28 protein-coding genes and 2 tRNA genes are annotated in these 24,989 nt (G+C 39.8%); 11 read left to right on the forward strand and 19 right to left on the reverse strand.

Annotation, left to right across the window (positions count from 1 at the left end):
* Positions 1-85: 85 nt before the first annotated feature.
* Complete coding sequence (gene proB / locus K6V30_RS06990) at positions 86-1,168, reverse strand: glutamate 5-kinase (protein WP_010536376.1); 1,083 nt, start codon at positions 1,166-1,168, stop codon at positions 86-88.
* A 105-nt stretch (positions 1,169-1,273) separates the two neighbouring features.
* On the opposite strand from proB, the gene K6V30_RS06995 reads away from it, so the two are divergent.
* Positions 1,274-2,425, forward strand: a complete 1,152-nt coding sequence (locus tag K6V30_RS06995; protein ID WP_029425255.1) for a pyridoxal phosphate-dependent aminotransferase — start codon at positions 1,274-1,276, stop codon at positions 2,423-2,425.
* Here K6V30_RS06995 and K6V30_RS07000 read toward each other — a convergent pair.
* The 9 genes from K6V30_RS07000 to ribD form a co-directional block, all read right to left on the reverse strand.
* Positions 2,394-2,627, reverse strand: a complete 234-nt coding sequence (locus tag K6V30_RS07000; RefSeq protein ID WP_010536378.1) for a DUF2007-related protein — start codon at positions 2,625-2,627, stop codon at positions 2,394-2,396. The two genes, K6V30_RS06995 and K6V30_RS07000, sit on opposite strands and share 32 nt — an antisense overlap.
* A 76-nt stretch (positions 2,628-2,703) precedes the next feature.
* On the reverse strand, positions 2,704-3,546 hold the full coding sequence (gene murI, locus K6V30_RS07005; protein WP_010536379.1) for a glutamate racemase: 843 nt from the start codon (positions 3,544-3,546) through the stop codon (positions 2,704-2,706).
* A gap of 107 nt (positions 3,547-3,653) precedes the next feature.
* Entirely contained in the window at positions 3,654-4,169 is a 516-nt protein-coding gene (locus K6V30_RS07010) for an OmpH/Skp family outer membrane protein (RefSeq protein WP_010536380.1), read from the reverse strand.
* A gap of 55 nt (positions 4,170-4,224) precedes the next feature.
* On the reverse strand, positions 4,225-4,740 hold the full coding sequence (locus tag K6V30_RS07015) for an OmpH/Skp family outer membrane protein (RefSeq protein ID WP_022301838.1): 516 nt from the start codon (positions 4,738-4,740) through the stop codon (positions 4,225-4,227).
* A gap of 109 nt (positions 4,741-4,849) precedes the next feature.
* Positions 4,850-5,764: a hypothetical protein gene (locus K6V30_RS07020; protein WP_010536382.1), complete on the reverse strand. Its 915-nt coding sequence runs from the start codon at positions 5,762-5,764 to the stop codon at positions 4,850-4,852.
* Positions 5,765-5,809: 45 nt separating this feature from the next.
* Positions 5,810-8,464, reverse strand: coding sequence for a BamA/OMP85 family outer membrane protein (locus tag K6V30_RS07025; RefSeq protein ID WP_010536383.1), 2,655 nt, complete (start codon positions 8,462-8,464; stop codon positions 5,810-5,812).
* A gap of 30 nt (positions 8,465-8,494) precedes the next feature.
* A complete protein-coding gene (locus K6V30_RS07030; RefSeq protein ID WP_010536384.1) occupies positions 8,495-9,229 on the reverse strand; it encodes an isoprenyl transferase in 735 nt (244 codons plus the stop codon).
* 33 nt (positions 9,230-9,262) lie between these two features.
* Complete coding sequence (locus tag K6V30_RS07035) at positions 9,263-10,738, reverse strand: BamI family beta-barrel-assembly machinery protein (RefSeq protein ID WP_055269118.1); 1,476 nt, start codon at positions 10,736-10,738, stop codon at positions 9,263-9,265.
* Between the two features lie 133 nt (positions 10,739-10,871).
* A complete protein-coding gene (gene ribD / locus K6V30_RS07040; protein WP_055269119.1) occupies positions 10,872-11,918 on the reverse strand; it encodes a bifunctional diaminohydroxyphosphoribosylaminopyrimidine deaminase/5-amino-6-(5-phosphoribosylamino)uracil reductase RibD in 1,047 nt (348 codons plus the stop codon).
* 53 nt (positions 11,919-11,971) lie between these two features.
* On the opposite strand from ribD, the gene prmC reads away from it, so the two are divergent.
* From prmC to K6V30_RS07075, 7 genes are all read left to right on the forward strand, one after another.
* Positions 11,972-12,808 (forward strand): peptide chain release factor N(5)-glutamine methyltransferase, encoded by an 837-nt coding sequence (gene prmC / locus K6V30_RS07045; protein ID WP_055269120.1) that lies wholly within the window; start codon positions 11,972-11,974, stop codon positions 12,806-12,808.
* Complete coding sequence (locus K6V30_RS07050; protein ID WP_010536388.1) at positions 12,805-13,287, forward strand: regulatory protein RecX; 483 nt, start codon at positions 12,805-12,807, stop codon at positions 13,285-13,287. Before prmC ends, K6V30_RS07050 begins: the two co-directional genes overlap by 4 nt.
* A 77-nt stretch (positions 13,288-13,364) precedes the next feature.
* The gene (gene pyrE / locus K6V30_RS07055; RefSeq protein WP_010536389.1) at positions 13,365-14,003 is read left to right on the forward strand and encodes an orotate phosphoribosyltransferase; all 639 of its coding nucleotides are present in this window, start codon (positions 13,365-13,367) and stop codon (positions 14,001-14,003) included.
* 97 nt (positions 14,004-14,100) lie between these two features.
* Complete coding sequence (locus K6V30_RS07060) at positions 14,101-14,511, forward strand: SRPBCC family protein (protein WP_055269121.1); 411 nt, start codon at positions 14,101-14,103, stop codon at positions 14,509-14,511.
* A 42-nt stretch (positions 14,512-14,553) separates the two neighbouring features.
* On the forward strand, positions 14,554-15,894 hold the full coding sequence (gene argH, locus K6V30_RS07065; protein WP_055269122.1) for an argininosuccinate lyase: 1,341 nt from the start codon (positions 14,554-14,556) through the stop codon (positions 15,892-15,894).
* 79 nt (positions 15,895-15,973) lie between these two features.
* Positions 15,974-16,046, forward strand: a tRNA-Gly gene (locus K6V30_RS07070).
* 14 nt (positions 16,047-16,060) lie between these two features.
* Positions 16,061-16,144 (forward strand) — tRNA-Leu (locus K6V30_RS07075).
* A 548-nt stretch (positions 16,145-16,692) separates the two neighbouring features.
* Here K6V30_RS07075 and K6V30_RS07080 read toward each other — a convergent pair.
* The 9 genes from K6V30_RS07080 to K6V30_RS07120 all read right to left on the reverse strand — a co-directional run bounded on the left by K6V30_RS07080 (position 16,693) and on the right by K6V30_RS07120 (position 21,486).
* Positions 16,693-17,217 carry a Panacea domain-containing protein gene (locus K6V30_RS07080; protein WP_055269123.1) on the reverse strand — a complete coding sequence of 175 codons (525 nt, stop codon included), beginning with the start codon at positions 17,215-17,217 and terminating at the stop codon, positions 16,693-16,695.
* A gap of 32 nt (positions 17,218-17,249) precedes the next feature.
* Entirely contained in the window at positions 17,250-17,672 is a 423-nt protein-coding gene (locus K6V30_RS07085; RefSeq protein WP_055269124.1) for a hypothetical protein, read from the reverse strand.
* Between the two features lie 3 nt (positions 17,673-17,675).
* A complete protein-coding gene (locus tag K6V30_RS07090; protein WP_055269125.1) occupies positions 17,676-18,107 on the reverse strand; it encodes a Panacea domain-containing protein in 432 nt (143 codons plus the stop codon).
* Positions 18,108-18,911: 804 nt separating this feature from the next.
* Entirely contained in the window at positions 18,912-19,316 is a 405-nt protein-coding gene (locus K6V30_RS07095) for a hypothetical protein (RefSeq protein ID WP_168166752.1), read from the reverse strand.
* A 276-nt stretch (positions 19,317-19,592) separates the two neighbouring features.
* The gene (locus tag K6V30_RS07100; RefSeq protein ID WP_155520378.1) at positions 19,593-19,769 is read right to left on the reverse strand and encodes a hypothetical protein; all 177 of its coding nucleotides are present in this window, start codon (positions 19,767-19,769) and stop codon (positions 19,593-19,595) included.
* A gap of 361 nt (positions 19,770-20,130) precedes the next feature.
* Positions 20,131-20,286: a hypothetical protein gene (locus tag K6V30_RS07105; RefSeq protein ID WP_168166751.1), complete on the reverse strand. Its 156-nt coding sequence runs from the start codon at positions 20,284-20,286 to the stop codon at positions 20,131-20,133.
* 203 nt (positions 20,287-20,489) lie between these two features.
* Positions 20,490-20,684, reverse strand: coding sequence for a hypothetical protein (locus tag K6V30_RS07110; protein ID WP_055269127.1), 195 nt, complete (start codon positions 20,682-20,684; stop codon positions 20,490-20,492).
* A 52-nt stretch (positions 20,685-20,736) separates the two neighbouring features.
* Positions 20,737-21,039: a hypothetical protein gene (locus K6V30_RS07115; protein ID WP_172680454.1), complete on the reverse strand. Its 303-nt coding sequence runs from the start codon at positions 21,037-21,039 to the stop codon at positions 20,737-20,739.
* 60 nt (positions 21,040-21,099) lie between these two features.
* Positions 21,100-21,486: a hypothetical protein gene (locus K6V30_RS07120; protein WP_055269129.1), complete on the reverse strand. Its 387-nt coding sequence runs from the start codon at positions 21,484-21,486 to the stop codon at positions 21,100-21,102.
* A 186-nt stretch (positions 21,487-21,672) separates the two neighbouring features.
* Between K6V30_RS07120 and K6V30_RS07125 the strand changes: the two genes are divergently transcribed.
* The 3 genes from K6V30_RS07125 (at position 21,673) to K6V30_RS07135 (ending at position 23,814) form a co-directional block, all read left to right on the forward strand.
* Positions 21,673-21,930 (forward strand): helix-turn-helix domain-containing protein, encoded by a 258-nt coding sequence (locus K6V30_RS07125; RefSeq protein WP_055269130.1) that lies wholly within the window; start codon positions 21,673-21,675, stop codon positions 21,928-21,930.
* A 2-nt stretch (positions 21,931-21,932) separates the two neighbouring features.
* A complete protein-coding gene (locus K6V30_RS07130) occupies positions 21,933-22,502 on the forward strand; it encodes an ORF6N domain-containing protein (RefSeq protein WP_055269131.1) in 570 nt (189 codons plus the stop codon).
* A 373-nt stretch (positions 22,503-22,875) separates the two neighbouring features.
* A complete protein-coding gene (locus tag K6V30_RS07135) occupies positions 22,876-23,814 on the forward strand; it encodes a hypothetical protein (RefSeq protein ID WP_055269132.1) in 939 nt (312 codons plus the stop codon).
* Positions 23,815-24,989 lie beyond the last annotated feature (1,175 nt).

Consider the following 24,989-nt stretch of genomic DNA (forward strand, 5'->3'; position numbering starts at 1 on the left):
GCTCCTTTTTTACGTTAAATAGAAAGATGAACAGTGCAAATATAGCGAATGATGGGCACAAAGCCCGTTGAAAAATGAAATAAATCTACTCGATGTATAGGTAGTCATAGTGTACTACCGGCTTTTTACCGTGCTTGCCCATGGCTTCCCGTGCTTGTTTGGAATCACAGTTTGCCTTTCCTACACCGACCTGATTTCCCTGGAAGTCCATGATGCGGACTATTTCATCTTTTTCGAATTCGCCTTCAATATGTGTAATTCCAATCGGGAGGATACTTGCAGCCTTCTCCGAATTTAATATATCAGTGGCACATTCATTGATGTGAATTTCGCCTTTGGCAAAACCTTCGCTATGGGCAATCCATTTCTTTACGCTGGACACTGGTTCATTCGAAGGAATAAAACGGGTACAAATCGTTTCTTCCGGGTGTTGCAGCAGATCTACCAGAATATTGTCCCTCTTGCCATTGGCTATAATGACTGTAATGCCTTCATCTGCTACTTTTCGGGCTATATTTGTTTTTGTCAGCATACCTCCGCGACCGAAACTGGATTTGGAAGCCTGGATATAACTGGACAGGTCTTTGCCATGTTCAATCTCGCGAATGACCGATGATTCCGGATCTGCAGGAGAACCATTGTAAATCCCGTCTATGTTGCTGAGGATGATCAGCGCTTGTGCATCCATCATAGAAGCGATGAGGCCCGACAACTCATCATTGTCTGTAAACATAAGCTCGCTGACAGAAATCGTATCATTCTCGTTGACAATAGGGATCACTCCGTTTTCCAGCATCACTGTCATGCAATTCTTCTGGTTCAGATAATGGCGGCGGGTACTGAAGTTTTCTTTGGTAGTCAGTACTTGTCCTACCGGAATCCCGTGCTCGCGGAAAAGTTCATAGTAGCGGTTTATCAGTTTAGCCTGCCCTACTGCAGAGAATAATTGACGTTGATCTACACTGTCGAGCTTTTTCTGCGGGTGTATCTCACTGCGTCCTGAAGCGACGGCTCCTGAAGATATGAGGATAATCTCTACTCCGGATTTGTCTAACTCTGCAATCTGATCGACGAGTGCCGACATGCGTGTGACGTCTAATGTACCGTCGCGACGTGCCAATACGTTACTACCTACTTTTACTGCTATTCGTGTAAATTCCTGTTCCATTTTTACTAACGATTTGAAAGCACAAATATAGAGCTTTTTGTCGATATGTTACAAAAACAGGCTGAAAAGAATTATCTTTGCAGCCTGATAGATAAAAGAAAAACAATGAAACATACCAATCCTCAAGTAGAACAGATGACCTCCTTCATTGTGATGGATGTGTTGGAACGAGCTAATGAATTACAAAAACAAGGCATTGACGTTGTCCACCTGGAAGTGGGTGAACCGGACTTTGATGTACCGTCTTGTGTGGCAGAAGCCGCCAAGGCTGCTTATGATCAACATCTTACACACTATACCCATTCATTGGGCGATCCGGAACTACGCGGGGAGATAGCCGCATTTTATCAACGTGAATATGGAGTGGTCGTTGATCCGGACTGTATCGTGGTCACTTCCGGCTCTTCTCCGTCTATTCTTCTGGTGCTGATGTTGCTTTGCAATTCGGATAGTGAGGTGATACTTTCTAATCCGGGTTATGCTTGTTATCGCAATTTTGTGCTGGCTGCCCAGGCAAAACCTGTTCTGGTGCCTTTGTCAGAGGAGAACGGACTGCAATATGATATAGAAGCGATCCGTAAATGTGTGACTCCGCATACAGCGGCTATCTTTATTAATTCGCCGATGAATCCGACGGGAATGTTGTTGGATGAAAGCTTTCTGAAAGAGGTTGCCTCATTGGGTGTCCCCATTATTTCTGATGAAATTTATCATGGACTTGTCTATGAAGGGCGCGCGCATAGTATTCTTGAATATACTGATAAGGCTTTTGTCTTGAATGGATTCTCCAAACGATTCGCAATGACAGGACTGCGTTTAGGTTATCTGATCGCACCGAAATCCTGTATGCGTTCTTTGCAGAAGTTGCAGCAGAACCTGTTTATCTGTGCGTCCAGCATAGCACAGCAAGCCGGAATAGCGGCATTACGGCAGGCAGATACGGATGTGGAACGGATGAAACACATCTATGACGAACGTCGCCGGTATATGATTACCCGGCTTCGGGAAATGGGATTTAAAATAAAAGTAGAGCCTCAGGGAGCTTTTTATATCTTTGCCGACGCACGCAAATTCACTGCCGACTCTTATCGTTTCGCATTCGATGTGCTCGAAAATGCGCATGTCGGTATTACTCCCGGTATTGATTTTGGAACGGGAGGTGAAGGATATGTACGTTTCTCCTATGCGAACTCTCTGGAGAATATCCAGACAGGATTGGATCGCATCAGTCAGTATCTTTCTCGTTGCGGCTTCTGATTAATTCAGTAGCTGCTTCGTACTCCTCTTCAGTGACGAGAATGGATACGGCGGGAGCAATATAAGGAGCTAATGTCCCCATAATGCCATCCTTGATGACACAACGGATATTATTGCTTTCCAATAATCCTTTGATGATTTCTGCTTCCCATGGAGAGCCTGAGAATACTTCTACGGATCTGCTATAATCTTCTTCTTTCATAATTGTGTGGCATTAGAGGTTTGTTTATTTACAAATATAACAAAAAAGAGGGACAAATGGTTATTCTTTTCTGAATTTATTCAAGAGAAATTCGTTTCACGCTGATCTGCTCCTTCAGGAAGGTAGAGGCAGATTCGGTGAATTTCTCTTCCGCTTCTGTTGTATAAAACAAACAATTCCCGTTACGGGTGCATTTAGCGTCCATTTCCGGGTGTCTGTGCAGATAATCTTTTAGGCTTTCGGCTACATATTCCCCCTGAGCAATGACGCGGATACCGTCCGGAGTATATTCCCGTATTTTAGGGAATAAGATGGGATAGTGTGTACAGCCCAGAATCATCGTGTCGATCAGAGGATCTTCAGATAGTAGCTGGTCAATATATTTCTTGATGAAATAATCTGCACCTTCGTTTTGTGACTCATTATTCTCAACCAGTGCCACCCACATCGGGCAAGCTATTCCGCTCACTTGAATTTCCGGAAATAATTTATGTATCTCCAATGGATAAGATTCGGATTTGATGGTACCTGATGTTGCCAGTATGCCGACATGCCGGTTCTGTGTAATATCTCCGATACATTCTACTGTGGGACGAATCACTCCCAGTACGCGACGGTCGGGATCAAGCTCCGGCAGATCATTCATCTGTATGCTGCGTAGTGCTTTGGCAGAAGCTGTATTGCATGCCAGTATCACTAGATGGCAACCCATCTCAAATAGTTTATTGACTGCTTGCAGGGTAAACTCATATACAATCTCAAAAGAACGGGTACCATAAGGAGCACGGGCATTATCTCCCAAATAGATATAGTCGTATTCCGGTAGCACTTCTCTTATTTTTTCGAGAATTGTCAGACCGCCGTATCCAGAATCAAAGACTCCGATAGGGCCGGGTATATGAGATAGTTGTTGCTTCATGATGAATGATAATTTATATACGCAAAGTTACATGAAAAAAGGGAAAGAGAAAGAAGCATGATCTTCTTTTCTCTTTCCCTTTCGTTATTTCTTTCGCTTATAGCTTTTTATTTAATGCCAAGCTGCGTTTTTACTTTTGGAGTCAGATTGATACTTTGTGACTCATTTACATAAGCAACCGGAGTTCTTGCAAGGTCGAAGATGTAAATCACGCCTTCAGCAGCACCTACAGCTTTGATTGCATCGTCCAACTTTTTGTAGATAGGAGCCATAGCATCAGCTTGTGCTTTCTGCATCTGCTGTTGAGCTTCCTGTTGGAACTGCTCTTGTCTTTGCATCATATCCTGCAGTTCTTTTTGTCTTCTCTCAGCAATATTAGCAGGAAGAGAGTCCTTAGCGATAGCTTGCTGGAATTCCTGATATTTCTTGTTGAATTCTTCCTGAGTTCTTTGTAATTCGCTGGTCAGTTGTTTGTCTAATGCTTCGATGTCAGATTGTGCCTTAGCAAATTCAGGCATTGCAGAAACAATCTCCTGAGCATTAATATGACCGAATTTCAGATTTTGTGCAAATACACCCATTGGGAGTGCAAGCAACAATACAAGTGCAATTTTTTTTAGCATAGTTCTATAATTTATTTGAATGATTTTTAGTTATTTTCGATGCAAATGTATGAAATTAATTTGAATATCCTAATTTTCTCAGCACTTCATCGCTAATATCAATACGAGGATTGGCAAAAATGATGCCTGCAGCGGATGCTCTGTCAAGTACAAGATCATATCCGTGTAGTTGAGACAGTTCTTTTACAGCGGCATATATTTCATCCTGAATCGGATTAATTAGCTTTTCCTGCATCTTAGCCAGTTCGCCTTCCGGACCGAAGTATGTACGCTTCAGTTCGGCAGCGGATTTCTCTTTCGCTACAATCTCATCTTCTTTCTTAGTCTTTTGAGCCGCAGAAAGAGTAGAGGACTGGGCCTGGTAGTCCTGGAACATCTTCTGTGCTTCCTTGGCAATAGCTTCTACTTCACCTTGATATTTCTTCGTAGCTTGTTGCAATTGCTCATTAGCGCTTTGATAGGCCGGAATATTTTTCAGAATATACTCCGTATCGATCAATGCAAATTTTTGTGCACTAGCTGCCATACTGATGGCAAACAGTAACATAATGGATAGAATAGACTTTCTCATAATGTTCAGTTTATAAGTATAATATAATTATTTGTGTTTGAGATTCCTAGAAATCTCAAACACAAATATACATGATTTTAATTAATAGCGCTTCAATTATATCTGTTTTTTAAAATTTATCATTCCATCTGGTATCATTTTCACCCGATATTGTTTGAGAAATTGTTCCAACGATTGTTATTAGCCATTGACGTTGACGTTCTGGTACATTATTGGGCACAATTCTTGCAACAGGAATTTCTATATTCCATTGTCTTCTAGTAAATGTTCGTTTTCCAATATCCCAAAATGCAAAATTTGAACCACCACTTGATGCAGCTACACTACATCTCAAGTCCATGGTTATATCTCTTGGTTCACTAGCTTCTTTCCAACTACCACGACCTCTGTATTCAAGTTTAACCATAAAACCAAGAACTTGTGCTACATAATCATTTACTCTGGTTGTATATGATTTAAGTTCATGTACATAATTAAATTTATATTTGGAAGATGCACGTCTAAAATTATACTGATGGCTGAACCCTATGCCATTATAGCCTAAATATCCACCTTCTCTTGTTTGTACTTTACATTCTACAGGAGAAGCATCCGTTTCACCGCATAGAATGGGAGTTGAGATCTTTTTATTATTGATTTCTACTAAATATAGCTTTCCATTATCATATTTTAGTATAGAATCGTTTATAGCTACTTCGAGATCTTTATTGAAAAGTGCTTGGAATGCTTTAGGCATAGATAACATTATCGTATCTGTACATAAGTCGGCATTTTTCAAAAGAGAATTGGAGGTTTTAGAAGTAGTCCATGCTAGTTGTTCATCATAATCTTTGATAAACAAAGAATCATAACATTCAAAAAAATGCTTTGTACTATTGAAATGTATGATATTGTAATCTTGGGATTTCAATAGTACATTTTCATTTTTATTGGTCCCTATTTCTGTTTTAGAATCATTGAATTCTTCTTGCGCACAAGCAGATAATAGAGCAATTGCTCCTAATAATAAATAGTTTGTTTTCATAATAATTAGTTTTGAATGTGGTTATATATTAAAATCATGTTTTTGTTAGAATTCTTGTCCTAAAATAAAGTGGAACTGGCTACCGCCGTATTCCTTACTACCGAAAATCTTATCGAAACCATAACCCCAATCGATCCCCATCATACCAATCATCGGCAAGAAAATACGAACGCCGACACCGGCAGAACGTTTCAAGTCGAACGGATTGAATTTAGAGATATCATGCCATGCGTTACCTGCTTCTAGGAAACCTAACACATAAATGTTGGTACTTGTTTCCAGCATCAACGGATATCTTAATTCGATACCAAGGCGTGCATAAGCATATCCTTCTTTTCCGTATGGTGTCAATGAGCTGTTTTCGTAACCACGCAAAGCAATACTTTCTGTAGCGTAGCTGGAGTAACCAGTCATACCGTCACCACCTACGTCGAATGTACCGAACGGTGATTTCTTATATTTGTTGTAATGACCTAACAAACCGAATTCCGTACGTGTCATCAATACCAGACACTTAGGATGTGCTATATAGTCCATCAACGGAGTATATGTTTTGGCTTTAAATTTCCATTTGTGGTACTCAACCCATCTATGAAGTTTGTTCATGTTGTCTTGAGTAATGCGTTCATTGTCCGCATCATAGAAATAGCCTTTATAGTCTTTACCATCAAACAATGAGTACGGCGGTGTGAACTGCACTGACAGCGAGAAGTCCGAACCTGTACGCGGGAAGATCGGGTTGTCAATAGAGTTACGGGCCAAAGTCAATGAAATGCTAAGGTCATTACATTTACCGTTGGTTACCGGGAAGTACTGCCAGTCTTTCAGATTGTAGCGTTGGTAAGCCAATTCTGCAGACAATGTAAAGTAGTCATCCGGCCATTTCAGACGTTTACCCCAACCTAGAGAAAGTCCCCACATTTTAATAGATTTATCCGGGTCGTAATAGTTCTCATAGTTGTTGTAGTTACCGTAGTTGTATGAGCCATAGCCACCATAGCCTGCATAATAACTGTTGTAATAGTTGTTGAAATAGCTGGAGTTATAGTAGCGGCTGCTGATGTCAGTCTGTACTGAGAAGAAAGCCGATACAGAGAGTGAGTTCGGGCGTTTTCCACCAAACCAAGGATCAAAGAATGAGATACTATATGATTGATAGTATTTAGCATTCGTCTGACCGCTGATGGTCAATGTCTGTCCATCACCTTGTGGCAGGATACCACGATAGTTTTCACCCGGGCGCAGCAAGTTGGCAACAGAGAAGTTCGTAAACTTCAGACTCAGTTTACCGATGATACCTGTTTGTCCCCAACCGGCAGAGAATTCTACCTGGTCATTGGCTTTGGATGTCAAAGGCAGACCTATATCAACGGTTCCGTTAATCGGGTCCGGCTGAATATCCGGTTGCAGTTTTTCAGGGTCGAAGTGTCCCATCTGCTGGATTTCACGTAAAGAACGCATCAGGTCATCTTTGCTGAACAATTGTCCCGGACGAATACGAAGTTCACGACGAACTACATTTTCATACAGACGGTCGTTACCGCTGATGTTGATCTTATTGATAGTAGCCTGACGACCTTCATAGATTCTCATTTCGAGGTCAATGGAGTCACCGACAATATTTACTTCTACCGGATCAAGATTGTAGAACAAATAACCGTTATTATAGTATAAGTTACCGATTGCATCGTCATCTGTAGAAGTACGTTCGCTCAATAACTTCTGGTTATAAACATCACCCTTCTTCATGCGGAGCAAGAAGTTCAGCTGTTCAGACGGATACAGTGTGTTACCTACCCATGTCACATTACGGAGGTAATACTTCTGACCTTCGTCTATATCCATAAATACGTCTACTGTCTTTTCATCGTATTGCGCTATACTGTCTTTTACGATCATAGCATCACGATATCCCAGCTCGTTGTATTTATCTATGATCAGCTGCTTGTCTGCTTCAAAGTTCTCCGGCACAAATTTCTTGGTACGGAACAAGTTCAGAAGTTTACCTTTTTCATTGGTTTTTTTCATTACCTTCTTCAGCTTGGATGTTTTGATTGCAGAGTTTCCGGTAATATGGATAGCATGTACCTTAATCTTTTCCTTCTTATCGATATCGATATCCACAATCACCTGATTCTCGTTCGCAGGATCGTCTTTTTGTGAGATAATCACTTCTGCATTCTTAAAACCTTTATCGTCGAAATAACGTTTGATTAATGTCTTGGCGCGGTCAACGGTGTTCGGAGTGATCTGCATACCTTTTACCATACCCAATTTACCTTCCAGGTCGGTACGTTCTGACTTTTTCACACCATGGTAGCGTACGTCCGCAATACGGGGGCGTTGCGTCAGGCTTATTTTTAACCAGATTTTGTTACCTTCCACCTTTTCGGCAGTGATCTGTACGTTAGAGAATAAACCATGTTTCCAGTAGCGCTTGATTGCTCCGGTAATCTCATCACCCGGCACGGTGATAGTTTGTCCTACTGACAGACCGGACAGACCAATTAATACATAGTCTTCATAATTCTTTACGCCTTCTACCTTAATGTCTGCTATCTCATACTTTTTGGGTGTTCCGGAGTATAAGATAACTGGTTTAGAGTCTTCGTCGGTGTCGGCATTTTGCGCAGTGCCTGTAACTGCAAAGCAGAACAGGCAGATAAACGTTACGAATATAAAGGAAATACGATAATGCATTTATGTTATAATTTGATGTTTCGGATTATGTTAGCTGATTTGTTCACTTGTTTTGCCGAATCGGCGCTCCCTTTGCTGATACTCATAAATGGCTTTGCAGAGTTCTTCTTTGTCGAAGTCCGGCCAAAACGTATCACAAAAATAAAGCTCCGAATAAGCACACTGCCATAACAGGTAGTTACTTAGCCGGATTTCTCCTCCCGTGCGGATCAGTAAATCCGGATCGGGCATAAAGTTTGTGGTCAGATGAGTAGTAATGCATTCATCTGTTATTTGTTCGGGAGAAATTTCTCCCGTTTTCGCTTTCTGTGCAATCTGTCGAACAGCTTCAGTAATCTCCCAGCGGGAAGAATAGCTGAGTGCCAGTACCAGACATGTCCCTGTATTATTCGCAGTGTGTGCTATACATGATGATAGTCCTTTCTGTACATCCACAGGTAATTTCTCTATATCGCCAATGATGCGGAAACGAATATTATTCTTCATCAGAGTTTCCTCTTCGATAGAGTCCAGTAATAGGTTCATCAAAGCTGCTACCTCTTCCTGCGGACGATTCCAGTTCTCAGTGGAGAAGGTATATAAAGTCAGATATTTAACCCCCAGGCGTGCAGCATCTTCGATAATTTTATGTACCGTTTCTGCACCTGCCTGATGACCGTAAGTTCGTTCTTTTCCCCGTTGCTTGGCCCATCTCCCATTCCCATCCATGATGATGGCTATATGCTGGGGAATCCGATTTTTGTCTATTTTCTCTATATAGGACATGTTTTGATTATAAGGTTCGTATTTAACTACTTCTTATTGTATTAGGAATCCGAGTTTATTAACTCTACCACGCCAGATCTTGTCGATACCTTTACCGCCTACCATCCATATATAATGGTTTCTGTCAACTACCATTGTGTAGTTTACTTCTTTTCCCTTGAAGCTGTATTCGGAATAAGGATATTGTGTCACTCCTCCTTCAAGTTTGACCGGAGGAAGAATCCCGGGAAGCATAAACATTCTGTCTACACCTTTCCAAACAAGCAGTGTTGGAGATGTATAGAACTTCTGGAATCCTTTCGCATCATTTTTATTCTCTTTTCCACAAATGTAGAATGCGTCATTATAATGTATAATAGATGGATCTACCAGCTTTGGACAATTATTATTTGATGGAATTTCCATCGGAATCCAAGCTTTACCATCTTCTGAAGCCCAAACAACTGTAGCTGTGTCATTGTCTAAACCGTCTGCAGTATTACCTACTACTATAGCATTCAATGTTCCGCTCTCAGTTGCGTATACATCAGCTGACAGATTGTTGACAGGGAATTCTGCAGGCACTATCTCCTCGCCTGTTGTGATATTCCATTCATTCTCAGTCTTTTCTGCAAAACTAAAGTATTTCTGTCCATTCTTCTCAACTATGCTTGCAATACCGTTAATCTTTTTATGATTACTACCATCATTGTCTGAGAAACTGGTAATCAAATTGCTAACAGTCGCTCCACTAGGGGTGAGGACAGCATCTTCGGCCCACATCAGACCATCTGCGGAATTATATACCTTATTATTGGCAAGTAAGTATAACTTTTCATCGAAGCGAATAATAGACGTAACATCAGCACCTTCAGGAAGGGTGGCATTCTTCAACTCCCAATTTTGCCCATAGTTTAAACGATCAGTAGGAGAACCTGCCGGTATCGTTGTACTATATACTTTATCACTATTTTGGGTGAACAGTAATATGTTGTCACCTAATGTTACTATCTTTTGTTTTTGTTCGGTAATTCCTGCTGGGTTCGCAGCTATCGGTTCTTTTCCCCAGCTAAGTGAATCGGGTACCATACGGTGCATGCGTACACTTACTCTGTATTCATTCTGTGTCTGCATATCCGGTGCCCATACCTTTAGTACCAGATATTTCCCTTCTTCGGGAGCATTTACATATTTGAGCAGATCAATAGAGTCATTTATATTAATGATTGAGTCCTGATCACTCTGATCTTTCATCGTCACGATTCCGGATGCTGTTGTCAGCGTCTTGATCAGAATCTTATTAATGATCGTGTCAGCATTGACAGGCAGTGAATCCACATTGTATATTAAACGACTAATTTGGTCAATTGTGAATTTATAGTTTACCCCGTAACCTATAGTGTCAAGTTCAAACGCATGTATAGTCGCATCCGGACTATAATTGACGTCGTTATCATTGTCAAGGCATGACGTAATAACGAATGACACCATGAAAAAACTCGCAATGATTGATAAAAACTTTATTCTCATTTGAAAGATTGTGTTTATTTACAAGTTGCAAAAATAGGAACATTTTTTCCGATATAGAACATTAAGGGGAAGTTTTATATAAAATTATAGATAATAACGCTGTTTTTATCGACGTAGAACCCCTTGAATAGAACTATTTTAGCCATCTTCCGAAAACATACCGCCAAATCTGTCTGTCGAAGTGTTCTTCTGTCGAATAACTAAAATTATCGCTTATTTCAGGTGCTTTAACACCGGAATTCAGCTTGCACGGACATTTCTCAATATATACTTCATCCCATAGTTCGGTGTCGATGAATGATTGGAGCAATTGACTTCCTCCTTCTACCAGTAAGGACTGTATTTTTTGTTGATATAACACTTCCATGATTTGAGGCAAAACATCTTGGGTGAAGTCAATCGTCTTGTATGTGACGTTCTTCTCGTCTGAATGTTTTTCTGCTGTAAATACGATAGTGGAAACTTCCCCGTCGAACAGGTGCAGGCTGTGGGGAAGGGACAGGGCACGGTCCAAAACGATACGTATTGGATTTCGTCCGTACCAGTTGCGGACAGTCAGTGATGGGTTGTCCAGCAATGCTGTCCGTCTGCCTACCATGATTGCATCTGCTTCTGCTCTTTTCTTATGTACCAGCATAGAAGAAAGGGGAGAGGACAGTACTACAGGTTTGTCGTCAGTCCGTTCGATATCTATAAAATGATCGGCTGATTCAGCCCATTTAAGTGTGATAAAAGGACGGTGCAGTGTGTTGAAAGTAATAAAACGTCGGATCAGATGCCGGCATTCTTTTTCCAGTACTCCCACTATCACTTCCCTTCCTGCGTCCCGCAACTTCTGAATCCCTCTTCCGGCAACCTGCGAAAAAGGGTCTTGGCAACCGATTACAATACGGGGAATTTGTTTCTCGATAATCAGATCAGCACAGGGAGGCGTTTTTCCATAATGCGAGCAAGGTTCCAGGCTGACATAAATGGTGGAACGACTCAATAACGACTCGTCTTTGACGGAACGAATCGCGTTTACTTCGGCATGCGCCTCTCCGCAGCGGATATGATATCCTTCACCGATAATACGTCCGTCACATACGATAACGGCCCCTACCATCGGGTTTGGAGCGACATTGCATTGTCCGTTTTTTGCCAGCTCAATACAACGTCTCATGTATTTTTCTTCTTCCATTTTGGTGCTCTTCGCTATATTATTCTTACTTTTGCACTCCGAAATTGTAAAATATGAACCGCATCACTACTTACATCCGTCAGTCATTGCAGGATATTTATCCACCGGAAGAGGTCAGGGCTCTTTCGATGCTGATCTGTTGCGACATTTTGGGGGTGGATGCGCTTGATATTTACATGGGCAAAGATATAATTTTATCTGCATGCAAACAGCGTGAATTAGAAAACATTATATTCCGTTTGCAGAAAAATGAGCCTATACAGTACATTCGGGGATATGCCGAGTTTGGTGGAAGGAACTTCCGGGTAGCTCCCGGCGTGCTGATACCTCGTCCGGAGACAGCTGAGTTGGTGAGTTTGATTGTGAAAGAGAATCCGGATGCCCGTTGCCTATTAGATATAGGTACGGGAAGCGGATGTATTGCCATCTCTTTGAGCAAAAGTCTGCCGGGAGCGAGAGTAGATGCCTGGGATATTTCGGAAGAAGCGCTGGCTATTGCCCGAAAGAATAATGAAGAGCTGGATGCGCAGGTCACATTTTGCAGGCAGGATGTTTTTTCTGCTGATGGGACGCAGAGCGGATCTTATGATATAATTGTCAGCAACCCGCCTTATGTGACGGAGACTGAAAAAAGAGAGATGGAAGCGAATGTGCTTGACTGGGAACCGGAGCTTGCTCTGTTCGTTCCTGATGAAGACCCTTTGCGCTTTTATCGCCGGATTGCCGAGTTAGGGCGTGAATTGCTCCGTCCGGACGGTAAACTCTATTTTGAAATAAACCAGGCATACGGACAAGACATGATACGCATGATAGAAATGAACCAATATCGAGACGTTCGTGTTATAAAAGACATATTTGGAAAAGATAGAATACTTACAGCTAACCGATGAGTGCACAATTAACCGATGAAGAGGCTTTGAATCGTGTAGCCTCTTATTGCTCCGCCGCAGAACATTGCCGGGCAGAAGTAAATGAAAAATTACAGCGTTGGGGAATAGCCTATGAGACCATAGCGCGTATCCTTGAACGGCTGGAAACCGAAAAGTATATTGATGACGAACGCTTTTGTCGTGCTTTTGTGAACGATAAATTTCGTTTTGCCAAATGGGGGAAGATGAAAATAGCGCAGGGACTCTACATGAAGAAGATTCCTTCCGACGTGGCATGGCGTCATCTGAATGAAATAGATGATGAAGAGTACCTTTCCATCCTTCGTGACTTGCTGGCTTCCAAGCGGAAAAGTATCCATGCGAAAGACGACTATGAACTGAATGGAAAGCTGATGCGATTCGCCATGAGCCGGGGTTTTGAGCTCAAAGATATACGTCGTTGTATCGAACTTCCGGAGGAAGAGGGACAATTCAGTTAAAAAATAAACGGATTCTTCTTTTTATTCTCATTCAATTTCTGTACTTTTGCGGCAAATAATTAATAGTTAGTTTAGTTATGAAAAACTTAGAGAGACTATTCGCGGAGAAACTTTTGAAGATTAAAGCTATTAAACTTCAACCCGCTAACCCTTTTACATGGGCTTCTGGATGGAAATCCCCCTTTTACTGTGATAACCGTAAAACTCTGTCCTATCCTTCTCTTCGTAATTTTGTGAAGATTGAAATTACACGTCTGATATTGGAACGATTCGGACAGGTGGATGCGATTGCCGGTGTGGCCACAGGTGCTATTCCGCAAGGAGCTTTGGTGGCTGATGCATTGAATCTGCCGTTCGTGTATGTTCGTTCTACCCCGAAAGATCACGGATTGGAGAACCTGATTGAAGGAGAACTTCGTCCGGGTATGAAAGTTGTAGTGGTTGAAGATTTGATTTCTACAGGTGGTAGTAGTTTGAAGGCTGTAGAGGCAATTCGTCGCGACGGATGCGAAGTGATTGGTATGGTAGCTGCCTATACGTACGGTTTCCCTGTTGCAGAGGAAGCGTTTAAGAATGCCAAAGTACCTTTGGTGACGTTGACTAATTACGAGGCAGTGCTTGATGTTGCCCTTCGCACAGGTTATATTGAAGAAGAAGACATTGCAACATTGAACGAATGGCGTAAAGACCCTGCCCACTGGGATGCAGGAAAATAATATTGTATTATTTGACAGAAAATTTTAGTAAGAAAGAACCATTCGGACAATCCTTGTTCGGATAGTTCTTTCTTTTATTTTATACCAATAAAGAATTATGGCTAATTTTGAAAGTAGTGTGAAGGTAATACCTTACAGTCAGGAACGTGTGTATGCTAAACTTTCAGACTTGAGTAATCTGGAATCCGTAAAAGACCGTTTGCCGGAAGATAAGGTGCAGGATTTGAGTTTCGATTCGGATACCTTGAGTTTTAATGTTTCGCCTGTAGGGCAGATAACGTTGCAGATTGTTGAGCGTGACCCTTGTAAATGTATAAAACTTGCGACTACCAATTCTCCACTTCCTTTTAATATGTGGATTCAGTTGGTAGAGACTGCCGAAGAAGAGTGTAAGATAAAGTTGACTATCGGTATGGACATTAATCCGTTCATGAAAGCGATGGTACAGAAGCCTCTCCAGGACGGTTTGGAGAAGATGGTCGAGATGCTGTCGATGATTCAATATTAATAAGTATTAGGTATTAAGTATTAAGTATTACTTAAAACAATTATGGCGCAGAAACTTTGGGAAAAATCCGTGCAGGTAAATAAAGATATCGAACGTTTCACGGTGGGATGTGACCGGGAGATGGATCTTTATCTGGCTAAACATGATGTACTCGGTTCTATGGCTCATATTACGATGCTCGAAAGTATCGGCTTGTTGACAAAAGAAGAACTGGAGCAGTTATTGGCTGAGCTGAAAAATATTTATGCTTCGGCTGAGAAAGGTGAGTTTGTGATAGAAGAAGGAGTGGAGGATGTGCATTCTCAGGTAGAATTGATGCTGACCCGCCGTTTGGGAGATGTCGGCAAGAAGATTCACAGTGGGCGTTCGAGAAATGATCAGGTTTTGCTGGACCTTAAACTCTTTACCCGTACACAAATCCGTGAGATAGCGGAAGCTGTCGAACAACTTTTTCATGTGTTGATCCTTCAGAGTGAACGATATAAGAATGTCCTGATGCCGGGATATACCCATTTGCAGATAGCTATGCCTTCTTCTTTTGGCTTATGGTTTGGTGCTTATGCCGAAAGTCTGGTAGATGACATGCAATTTCTGCAGGCAGCTTTCAAGATGTGCAATCGCAATCCGTTGGGGTCTGCGGCAGGATATGGTTCTTCTTTCCCGTTGAACCGGACGATGACCACTGATTTGCTCGGTTTCGATTCGATGAACTACAATGTGGTGTATGCACAAATGGGGCGTGGAAAATTGGAACGTAATGTTGCTTTTGCATTGGCTACCATTGCCGGAACGATCTCCAAACTGGCTTTTGATGCTTGTATGTTCAATAGTCAGAACTTCGGTTTTGTGAAGCTGCCGGATGATTGTACTACCGGTTCCAGTATCATGCCTCATAAGAAGAATCCGGATGTATTCGAGTTGACTCGTGCCAAATGCAATAAGCTGCAATCACTTCCTCAGCAAATCATGATGATTGCAAACAATCTGCCTTCCGGTTATTTTCGCGACTTGCAGATTATAAAAGAAGTTTTCCTTCCTGCATTTCAGGAATTGAAAGACTGCTTGCAGATGACAACATACATTATGAATGAGATAAAGGTGAATGAGCATATCCTTGATGATGATAAATACCTGTTTATTTTCAGTGTAGAAGAAGTGAACCGTCTGGCACGTGAAGGTATGCCTTTCCGGGATGCATATAAAAAGGTGGGATTGGACATTGAAGCCGGAAAATTTACTCACAACAAGCAAGTACATCATACGCATGAAGGAAGTATCGGCAATCTTTGCAATGACGCAATCTCCGCATTGATGCAGCAAGTCGTTGACGGCTTTAATTTTTGTGGAATGGAAGAAGCAGAGAAAGCATTGTTGGGACGATAAATATTTTCTGCCAAACTTTTTTGTGTGAAAGTTTGGCAGAAACAAGTAAACTCCTTATCTTTGCACCCGTTGAAAAAACGCGGAAATAGCTCAGTTGGTAGAGCATAACCTTGCCAAGGTTAGGGTCGCGAGTTCGAGTCTCGTTTTCCGCTCTCTTTGAAAGGATGCTCGAATGGTGGAATGGTAGACACGAAGGACTTAAAATCCTTTGGCCATTGCGGCTGTGCGGGTTCAAGTCCCGCTTCGAGTACGAGTATTCTTTATTAATTCCCTGTAAGTGATATACTTGCGGGGATTTTTTCTTTTACTACGGGCATATTACGGGCAAAAGTAAAAAGTGGGCTCTTTTTCTACACGTGTAATGACCGACAAAAAATCTTCATGGTTATTTCTTTCCCCTTTTTTATAGCATCGGAAAAATCGGAATTTTAAGCATATCTTTCATACGTGCGAATGACTACGGAAAAATCTTTGTAGTGTATCAGTTCCAAATAACGGCTATTTGGAATTATAGGTCATGAGGATTGTCAAAACATGCATTTTACCCTTATCAAAACCTTACCATTTTTTGTTTTATCCTTGCCGTAATCTTGCCGTTATTAAGCAATTCACATTAGGGTAATCTTAGGGTATTTTGCCGGAAATGGTGGCATTTATAAAAAAGGATATCTCATCATCACGATGAAATATCCCGATAATGTTAAATAAAAATGTTTTCGGTTAGCCCTATAGAAAACAGGGCCCAACCTTGTGAGTACTCCTGTCATCACGACGGTGTACATATAGGTTAACAAAGAATTATACCATTAATTCGTCAAATCCAATCATGTCATTAATATATTCAATAAGTTTTTCATTTGCACCACCATCCCGGGCAATGTCAGCAGTTTCTATAAGAAAACTTTCCGAGTTCTCTCTAGCAACCTTCCAACAGTCAGGGTATGAAACAGCTTCTAACTCAGCGAAACTTATACTCCCGTATCTTGCAACGCAGTCCTCCAGTATTTCTATATCGGATACGGAAAGATAGTCTCTGTTTGCTTGACGCTTTGGCAACAAATAGTATTGGGAGATATAAACACTGTCTTTTAGACCTGACAAAACCGTTTTATCCCCTTTGATTGCGTTGTATAATTCTATTGGTGCAGGACCATGCGGAAAAGCACAAAACTTGTCATCTATCATTGGGAATCCCCATTCCAGAAGGTTTCTTTGATTACCGAAGTATAGTATCATAAACAGGCGTTGGTAATCAACTCCTCCTGTTCTGTTGATTATGTATAAGACTATTTCAATTAATGCTTGTATTCGGTCTTGTCTCATAAGAATGCAAATATTTCATGTAATCAAAAGAATTATTTACTTCCGTGGTTGTATATGTCCCCGAATTTTGCTTCTATAAATATAGGATATATCACACAGTCCATTATTAGACAAACGAATGGTTTATTATCCCCGCCATATCTGAATACGGCAAGCTCTTTAATGTCCTCTGTTATTATTGAAGGAAGTGATGTCGGTTTCAACTGTTTAATCGGTATCATTTCAAAACCGTACTGATGTCTCCCGGACACATTAATGTCTTTCCAAGTAAGACTACACAACTTTTGTATTCTCGTCACAAAATCTTTAAATACACTATTGTCGCATCCCTTTAAAGAGGTTTTCATATCCAAGTACTTAAAGCAGAAAAGAGGCTCTTTGCTTCTCGCATCAACCTCTTTATCTTTTAAATTGGGCTTTACATCTTTGCGTTTTAACTTAAACTTACTACCCATTTATTACGCTTCAATTTGTGTTTTGAAAAATGCCGCCATTTTATCCCTACTTATAACAGAATTTATTTCTGTAGTTTTCCATGGGGATTCTTCATGTGTCATTTTCATCAAAGCAACAGCGGAAAATTGATTATATTCCTCATAAACATTGTTGAAAAGTTCTTCTTCGTCATCTGACAAAGATATACCCTCCTCTGACGTTGATATAGAGTTAGATTCAAATGACTTGTATTCCTTATACACAGAAGGAACAACCGGACCATATTGCCAGGCAACAATATCTTCGTCAAACAATGGCGTTCCAAAATATGCCAAATGGAACCCTTGCTGGTAATACAGCATCTTCTGCAATTTCAGATTTGATATAGTATCACCGTGTTCCAAATCTGTTTTGGATATAATTTTATTTGCGATGTCTAATGCCTTATATGCCATAATATAATATTTTAATCTGGTACAAATATAGTGTGTTTCTATCGTTTTCTTTATCTCATTTTATCTTATTTTATTCTATTCGCTTATATTTTCTCTGTTTTGAGGTCTAAAACATGCCGTAAAACATAAAAGCAATAGTATGTTTATACTATAACGTGAGAATCGATACCACTTTTTTTGTAATAACGCTCGTTTTCGTATTTTGTTTGCACCTAAACGGTTTTCTTGCACAGGACGAATAAACTATCATCAGGAAAGAGAAGTGCTGAAAAACGCAAACAAGATGCAACGACCGTTGAAAGTCGTTTACGGACGTCAACTGTAAGTGATAGTGTAAGTGATACTCTCTCTCTTACTCTCTCTCATTTGGTCGAGAGTGCAAGTGTGAGAGAGTGCGAGCGAAAGAGCAAATAAGGTTTTCAGCCCAAATAAAGCGAGCGAAAACCACTTTCACCTGTCAGATGAGCAAGAGTGCCCAAAAGAATGGATTATCATTTTCGCTCACCTTAAAATCACAATCCCAGAAAGAAAGGCAGGTAAAACAAGAAATGCTGCCTCATCTCACGACGAGACAGCATAAATATACAAACACAAAACAAGCATAAAATATCGATAAATGAATTGATTTAGTTTGCACCAACTCAAAAAATAGTTCATGATTTCGACTACAAAGATATAAGAAAGCATTGACTGTACAAAGTAGGACGACTATCATACAACAATACGAAAACCTTTTGTGTAACGTTCTCTCTGTATTGCGTTGACAGCCGTCCCTATTTCCATAGATCGCAAAGATACAAATTTCTACCAATACGGGTCTGGCTCTTCTATCAATTCTACAAGCTTTGGGAAAGTATCGCTATACCAAACAGGTAGTAATGTGTCCGGATAGTCAGTGCGTATGCTATTTACTCCGTACTTCAACCCTTTTAAGGATATTGCTTTGTATGGTTCCCCGTTTCTGTATAGAATCTCCATGAAGCCTTTTTCTATCAGTAACTGGTTGAATTGTGCTGCCGTGTACTTTTTCCCGTAGCTCTTTAATAGGTCCGTCAAAGTGTATGCTTTGCGTACTAGCTTGCATTTATCTTCCTCTTTTGCAGGGGATGGTGTAATCTTCTCAATGATTGGCCGTTTTGACTGGCTGTTCTCTGTAGGAACGGGTATATCAATCATTGGCAAACCCTGTTCTTCCGCTATCTTCTTCATTACTCCCAGCGTTGCGGCTTTATCAGCTCCACCTAACCTTTGCAAAGCGCCTACCCACTCGATAAGCTCATGTATCGTATGAGCTGCTCCGGAATCTGTCGGACCAGGTCCAGGTAGGACATTTTCTTTTGCCCTATCTTCTCTCTCTAGTTCATCCCAACGGAGGATTATTCATAATCGGATTCTTTTAAATGTAAGCCCGGCAACCGTATTGTTACCGGGGTAGCTTTGTTGATGGCGTCAACTTCAGTGTCGGACCGAAATCCCCTGACTTATCTATTTTGCTTTTGGAAAGCCCTTTTTTGTGAAATCGTGGCTAATAACGTTGCACTTCATTACGGGGGTAATTCTCCCCTCTAACTCATCTATGCGCCTTTGCGCTTCTTTCAGTTTGCCACGGAGTATTTTATTTGATTCTATAAGTGTTTTGATGTCAAACAATGTATCTGTCATAGCTTTATTATTTTGCTTTCTCTATTCTCATTTTCACAATTCTCGGAGCAGTCGATTTCTTAATTTTCGCTTCATTCTCCAATTCCTTAACTCTTTCCTTTAACTGCAAGTATTCATCAGTCAGAAATACAAGTCTTTGCAATAAAATTTCGTATAAGTCCATAGTTGATATAGTCTTGATGGTTATTTACTTCTTTTGTTAAGCTTTCTGAGGTCAAATTTCGGACTTTGTGACTTTCCGGTGCATCTTATTACCTTCATACCGTCCTCCTTTAAAATAAGCCTTCTGATCTCTTTATTCTGTCTCTTCATGGTATCGAGAACAGCTCTCATTTCGTCTTCTAATGATGTGTACATAATATCAGTGTATATTGGCGTTATATTTTCTGTCGTATTCCTGTACGAGTTTCCGGCTATATCTTTCCTGCTTTCGGGCTTTCCTCATTTGTTCTTTGATGAACTCTTGTAATTCTGCATTTTTCTCAGTGATTAAATCTTGTAAATTAATTGTTTCCATTGTTATTAAAGTTATATTATATTGATTGATTCCTGTTGTTATTGTTAAACATTTCATCCCAGATGCAAAAAGCAAGAAGGATGATACAAATAATCAGTGTAGCGTTCATGATTGATTAAATATCAAAGAAGTGTTCGCCCTTATTCCTGAATATCCTATAGCCTGTGTATAAGCATCCAAATACTATTAATATCTCCATCTCGTTATAGTTTAAAGGCTATAGCCTGTTGGTATATCGTGGAGGCTCTTATTATCTCTAATGGCGTGCCGGTCACTTCTATTGCTGTGTACTCTTCGTATTCGAATACATTATGCTTTATCCCTTCTATCTTTAGCATGGTGGTAATATCCTCTACCTGCTTGCTCTCTTGGAGCTTATAAACCTTTATTTCTGTCATAGTCTATATTTTATGATGGGGTAGCGATTTACGATCCCATCCGGTTAATAATCTAATCTCCTACGTAATGAGCACCGTATCTTCCAGTACTAGGCGTATAGTAAGCCGATGCCGGTATACTCTTATTATTGTACCCTTTATCCATTGTAGCCTTAGCAGCGTTGCTCATGGCTTCATGTCTTTCCGCCAAGAACTGATCCGTTCTAGCTTTAACCGCTTCCGGTGAGCAATATTCTTGCAACTTAGCAAGATTCCAAGCTGATTTCAAGCATTCGGAGAATGTCCTTTCGTTGCCGGCACGTTTGTAAGAGCGCCAAGCTGATTTCATTATTTGGGATAAGTTATAGCGTTTCATTGATGGGAGATATTACGCAGGGCTTTCGCCCTGCTGGTTAAACTTATTTTGCTGGATGTATTATCTGTTTTCATAAATTCCAAAAGTATCAAGACCAAAGGTTTCTGCGATATATATTGATTTATCTTCATATTTCATTCCACGATACCAACGTTGCAACTCACATGGAGAAACACAAAGTATATCGGCTACATAACAACTCATTTCCCAGAATGAACATTGGTCATATGCCTCTATTTCTTTAAGATACTTTTTAGCTAAGTATTTGAGTGCTTTTTTGAGCATAGAAGTTTTATCTTTTATGTCATAATGGTCTGTACGTAGATAATATCTAAGACTATTATCAACACCATTTTTGTTAATGTCATCAAAAACATCTTTTGCCCAACACATTTCATCTTCTGTTAACTTCATTGCTTTTATGTCTTTACTATATATCCGTTTCATAATCTTTATTTTTTAGTTGTTATTACTTTATTTCCTTTTTGATGTTACAAAGATATAGTATTTACTTTAATAATCTGTAAAATAAATAAAGAAAATACTTATATTTAACATCTATTATTAAAGTAAATACTATAATAAATAAACTATTCACTTATATTTGCACTACAAATATTAAAGGATATACTTATGAGGATAAAAGAAGTAATAAAAGAAAAAGGTTATACTCAAAGAGAGTTTGCCGAAAAGTTGGGTATGAGCACTGTAGGGCTTGCTCAAATTGTAGCCGGAAAACCATCATACACTACGTTGGAAAAGATTGCCGACGCTTTAGGTGTAGAAATATGGGAGTTGTTAGTATCAAAAGATGAAATTGTAGGTAAGAAAGACGGTCTCTCTCTCACTTGCCCTCACTGTGGAAAGGATATTAATATTAAAGTAGAATAGCCATGAACCAGCTAGAGTTAATCCAAAGTAAAATATACGAGATAAGAGAGCAAAAGGTAATGCTTGACTTCGATTTGGCAGCATTGTACCAAGTGGAAACCCGTGTGCTCAATCAAGCGGTAAAACGAAATATGAAAAGGTTTCCTTCTGATTTCATGTTTCAATTAACTTCAGATGAGTGGGCTATCTTGAAATCACAATTTGTGATATCAAGTTGGGGTGGCACTCGCAAACTTCCTTTTGCTTTTACAGAACAGGGCTTAGCCATGCTTTCCGGTGTTCTTAATTCAGATATAGCTATACAGGTAAATATCAATATAATGCGTGCCTTTGTCGCTGTCCGGCAAATGCTAGTAAATCCACCCGTAGACCGGTTAGGCAACATTGAGAAAGAAGTTAAAGAGCTAAAGGAATACATAGAGGAAGTATTTGCCGACTATAACGACATAAACGACGATACCCGGATGCAACTGGAACTAATCAACCAGACGTTGGCCGAGCTTCAGGCGCAAAAGAGGATGGAGAATAAGCCACGTAATCCGATCGGGTTTATTAAGCCAGAGAAGAAATAAAGAGAACGCCCGTACAAGTCGGCAAACTATGTACGGGCTTTTAATATCTACCCCCTTGATTTATCTGTTTTTTGTTCGCCATCATGTTTTATTAGATGGGGACATCGTCAATTTTTAATTGATGATGTAACCTTAAAAAATAGTTATTAGCAATATAGTTATAAAAATATAGTTATTAATGAGGAACGTGTATAGGTACGCACATAGGTACATGCATAGGTACGCATTTATTTAAGAGGTACATTTTTAACATCTATTTATTATTCTGTTTTTGAATAAGAAAAACTGTTCTTTACCTTTGCAATTATAAAACAGAAAGAGGACACCACATCATCACGACGGAATGTCCTCTTGTTAATACCGAAACAAAGATATGAATAAAAATCCTTTTATCCTAATACCTCTATCGCTATTGAGAGGTATGATCTACGAAAAAGAAGCAATCAATGATATGTACGATATTGGAATCTTTTGTACGTCTCGAAAGATTGACATAATAGAAAGTAATGCTCTCAAAGACTTTGTTTATTGTATCTATAGGTCAATAGAGGAATTACCCGATAAACTACTACAGGAATACGATAAAATGGATAAATTCCCTTATGATGAGGATTATAACGGCTTTGATAATGAGAACTTTGCCCCAGAGTTAGAGATTGAATATCTGAATGATTATAGTAAAGAGAATCCATCATTTTACGATCTGGTTTTAGAATGGTATAGAGTACGCCAAGTGTTTTACATGTTGAACTTGAAAACGAATACAGTAAAATATACACTTAGTACTGTAGAAAAGTATAAAATGAGGTATGATTTAAACAAATGTTCTTTTGTTCTATTGAACGGGGAAGTTATGAGTAATCTCTATAAGCTAAAAGATACCATGACGGCAGATGATCGTGCAATGTGGGCTATGTACATGGGGATTTCATCTATAATTGGAGATAAGGATTTCGCCCAGACAACATCGGAAATGATAAAATGTAGGATGTTTGGAGCGATAAACCAGGAGGAACTGGAGTTGTTACTAAAGGATGAGACTTTAAAAAGAGTATATGATAAATATACTACCAAACGTCAATATAATAAGCTATTAAATATAATTCAAGATCGTAATATGGTGACAGAAATAGGATTAAATAGAAGAACTTACGTAAGTACTAAGATGAAAAATGTAAATGAGCTAGTAGATGCAATATCGGCGAAAAGAATTGATTCGGAACGAAAGCGAGTGAGAGATGAAGAAAAGGCTAATGCTAGAAAAAAGTATTATTCTTTATTCCAGGGCAATAAGAAACTAAAGGTAGGCTAATTTCGCATTGTATTTCACTTGTAGAATTATACAAATGAAAAGTACTATAATAGTCAATATCAATAATTTAAGTGATTATTATTTAAGGTGCTGTAAATATGCTGTTGAATAATAAAGGGAGTCAACGCCCACAATTTTGTGGAAGCCTCCACAATATCATTCGCAATTTGAAGGGGTATACCGAAAATCCGGCTACCCTTTTCATGTGGGCAGAAATTTCCGTCGCATTGATAATCTTCTTTGACCTGATACAAACAATGTTTGGGTCAGCTTTTCATCTTCAGGCAATAAGGCGAAACACGATAATTCCTGTATTTAAAATACGTGTTCAAACCGTATTTAAACCGTAACTCACAATTACCTTTAAAGTGCGATTTTAGCACCTTTGTTTAAGCCTTCATATTTGCTCAAATTTCAACGATCTTTCATTGAATGAGCATTTGATTATTCGACGTGCAAAAGCCTGTCAGAGCGAAACTGTTTGTTTCAGCCGAAATTTATGCTCAACAGATAGGCAGGTAGTTAAGCACGTCAATCCAAATTTGGATTCAGGTATCCTCCGCCAGATGTAGGGCATCGGCAATTTACTGATCCCTATGTCTAATTATCAAACGCAAAACATTTCTTGCTCCACAAAATTATGGAGCATGATATTCACGAGCTGCAAGTAAATACCCGGAATTCCGGGTATTTAAAATGTGTGCCCAAACCATATTTAAAGGTGAGAATAACCACCTTTTATATTATTTTGATTATCAAGTTTTCCTCAAAAATGCGGAAAACACTCCGGCAAAAAACGGATAGGTTATTTTACTTTAACCAGTCCGCACACGAACCGGTTTTGAGGATTTTTCCTTAAAACTTGCTGCGCATCTTTGCTCATCGCTGGTAATCAAGTTTCCAACAATTTTGGCGAAAACCCTAAAAACGACAGGCCAGCAAATGAATATAAACTTACTGTAACTCGCTTGTCCGAAATGGCAAAGGAGATAATGCCATTTTTGGCGGTATTAAAACTCGCTGAACGGAATACTTTTCCGTCTTAGTCATTCCCCGAAAATGAGGAGCGAGAAGACATATTCAACGAGCGCAATTTTGCGCCCGCTAATCATTACGGCCTGTTATTGCTATCATTGAACCTGCTACAAACAATATTCGTATCAGCTTTCCGGAAT

It is taken from the genome of Bacteroides faecis (assembly GCF_020091505.1).
GTDB lineage: Bacteria > Bacteroidota > Bacteroidia > Bacteroidales > Bacteroidaceae > Bacteroides > Bacteroides faecis.

Coding starts and splice junctions, on each gene's coding strand:
- proB (WP_010536376.1), bottom strand. CDS start 1,168: ATGGAACAGGAATTTACACGAATAGCAGTAAAAGTAGGTAGTAACGTA.
- K6V30_RS06995 (WP_029425255.1), top strand. CDS start 1,274: ATGAAACATACCAATCCTCAAGTAGAACAGATGACCTCCTTCATTGTG.
- K6V30_RS07000 (WP_010536378.1), bottom strand. CDS start 2,627: ATGAAAGAAGAAGATTATAGCAGATCCGTAGAAGTATTCTCAGGCTCT.
- murI (WP_010536379.1), bottom strand. CDS start 3,546: ATGAAGCAACAACTATCTCATATACCCGGCCCTATCGGAGTCTTTGAT.
- K6V30_RS07010 (WP_010536380.1), bottom strand. CDS start 4,169: ATGCTAAAAAAAATTGCACTTGTATTGTTGCTTGCACTCCCAATGGGT.
- K6V30_RS07015 (WP_022301838.1), bottom strand. CDS start 4,740: ATGAGAAAGTCTATTCTATCCATTATGTTACTGTTTGCCATCAGTATG.
- K6V30_RS07020 (WP_010536382.1), bottom strand. CDS start 5,764: ATGAAAACAAACTATTTATTATTAGGAGCAATTGCTCTATTATCTGCT.
- K6V30_RS07025 (WP_010536383.1), bottom strand. CDS start 8,464: ATGCATTATCGTATTTCCTTTATATTCGTAACGTTTATCTGCCTGTTC.
- K6V30_RS07030 (WP_010536384.1), bottom strand. CDS start 9,229: ATGTCCTATATAGAGAAAATAGACAAAAATCGGATTCCCCAGCATATA.
- K6V30_RS07035 (WP_055269118.1), bottom strand. CDS start 10,738: ATGAGAATAAAGTTTTTATCAATCATTGCGAGTTTTTTCATGGTGTCA.
- ribD (WP_055269119.1), bottom strand. CDS start 11,918: ATGGAAGAAGAAAAATACATGAGACGTTGTATTGAGCTGGCAAAAAAC.
- prmC (WP_055269120.1), top strand. CDS start 11,972: ATGAACCGCATCACTACTTACATCCGTCAGTCATTGCAGGATATTTAT.
- K6V30_RS07050 (WP_010536388.1), top strand. CDS start 12,805: ATGAGTGCACAATTAACCGATGAAGAGGCTTTGAATCGTGTAGCCTCT.
- pyrE (WP_010536389.1), top strand. CDS start 13,365: ATGAAAAACTTAGAGAGACTATTCGCGGAGAAACTTTTGAAGATTAAA.
- K6V30_RS07060 (WP_055269121.1), top strand. CDS start 14,101: ATGGCTAATTTTGAAAGTAGTGTGAAGGTAATACCTTACAGTCAGGAA.
- argH (WP_055269122.1), top strand. CDS start 14,554: ATGGCGCAGAAACTTTGGGAAAAATCCGTGCAGGTAAATAAAGATATC.
- K6V30_RS07080 (WP_055269123.1), bottom strand. CDS start 17,217: ATGAGACAAGACCGAATACAAGCATTAATTGAAATAGTCTTATACATA.
- K6V30_RS07085 (WP_055269124.1), bottom strand. CDS start 17,672: ATGGGTAGTAAGTTTAAGTTAAAACGCAAAGATGTAAAGCCCAATTTA.
- K6V30_RS07090 (WP_055269125.1), bottom strand. CDS start 18,107: ATGGCATATAAGGCATTAGACATCGCAAATAAAATTATATCCAAAACA.
- K6V30_RS07095 (WP_168166752.1), bottom strand. CDS start 19,316: ATGAAGAAGATAGCGGAAGAACAGGGTTTGCCAATGATTGATATACCC.
- K6V30_RS07100 (WP_155520378.1), bottom strand. CDS start 19,769: ATGACAGATACATTGTTTGACATCAAAACACTTATAGAATCAAATAAA.
- K6V30_RS07105 (WP_168166751.1), bottom strand. CDS start 20,286: ATGGAAACAATTAATTTACAAGATTTAATCACTGAGAAAAATGCAGAA.
- K6V30_RS07110 (WP_055269127.1), bottom strand. CDS start 20,684: ATGACAGAAATAAAGGTTTATAAGCTCCAAGAGAGCAAGCAGGTAGAG.
- K6V30_RS07115 (WP_172680454.1), bottom strand. CDS start 21,039: ATGAAACGCTATAACTTATCCCAAATAATGAAATCAGCTTGGCGCTCT.
- K6V30_RS07120 (WP_055269129.1), bottom strand. CDS start 21,486: ATGAAACGGATATATAGTAAAGACATAAAAGCAATGAAGTTAACAGAA.
- K6V30_RS07125 (WP_055269130.1), top strand. CDS start 21,673: ATGAGGATAAAAGAAGTAATAAAAGAAAAAGGTTATACTCAAAGAGAG.
- K6V30_RS07130 (WP_055269131.1), top strand. CDS start 21,933: ATGAACCAGCTAGAGTTAATCCAAAGTAAAATATACGAGATAAGAGAG.
- K6V30_RS07135 (WP_055269132.1), top strand. CDS start 22,876: ATGAATAAAAATCCTTTTATCCTAATACCTCTATCGCTATTGAGAGGT.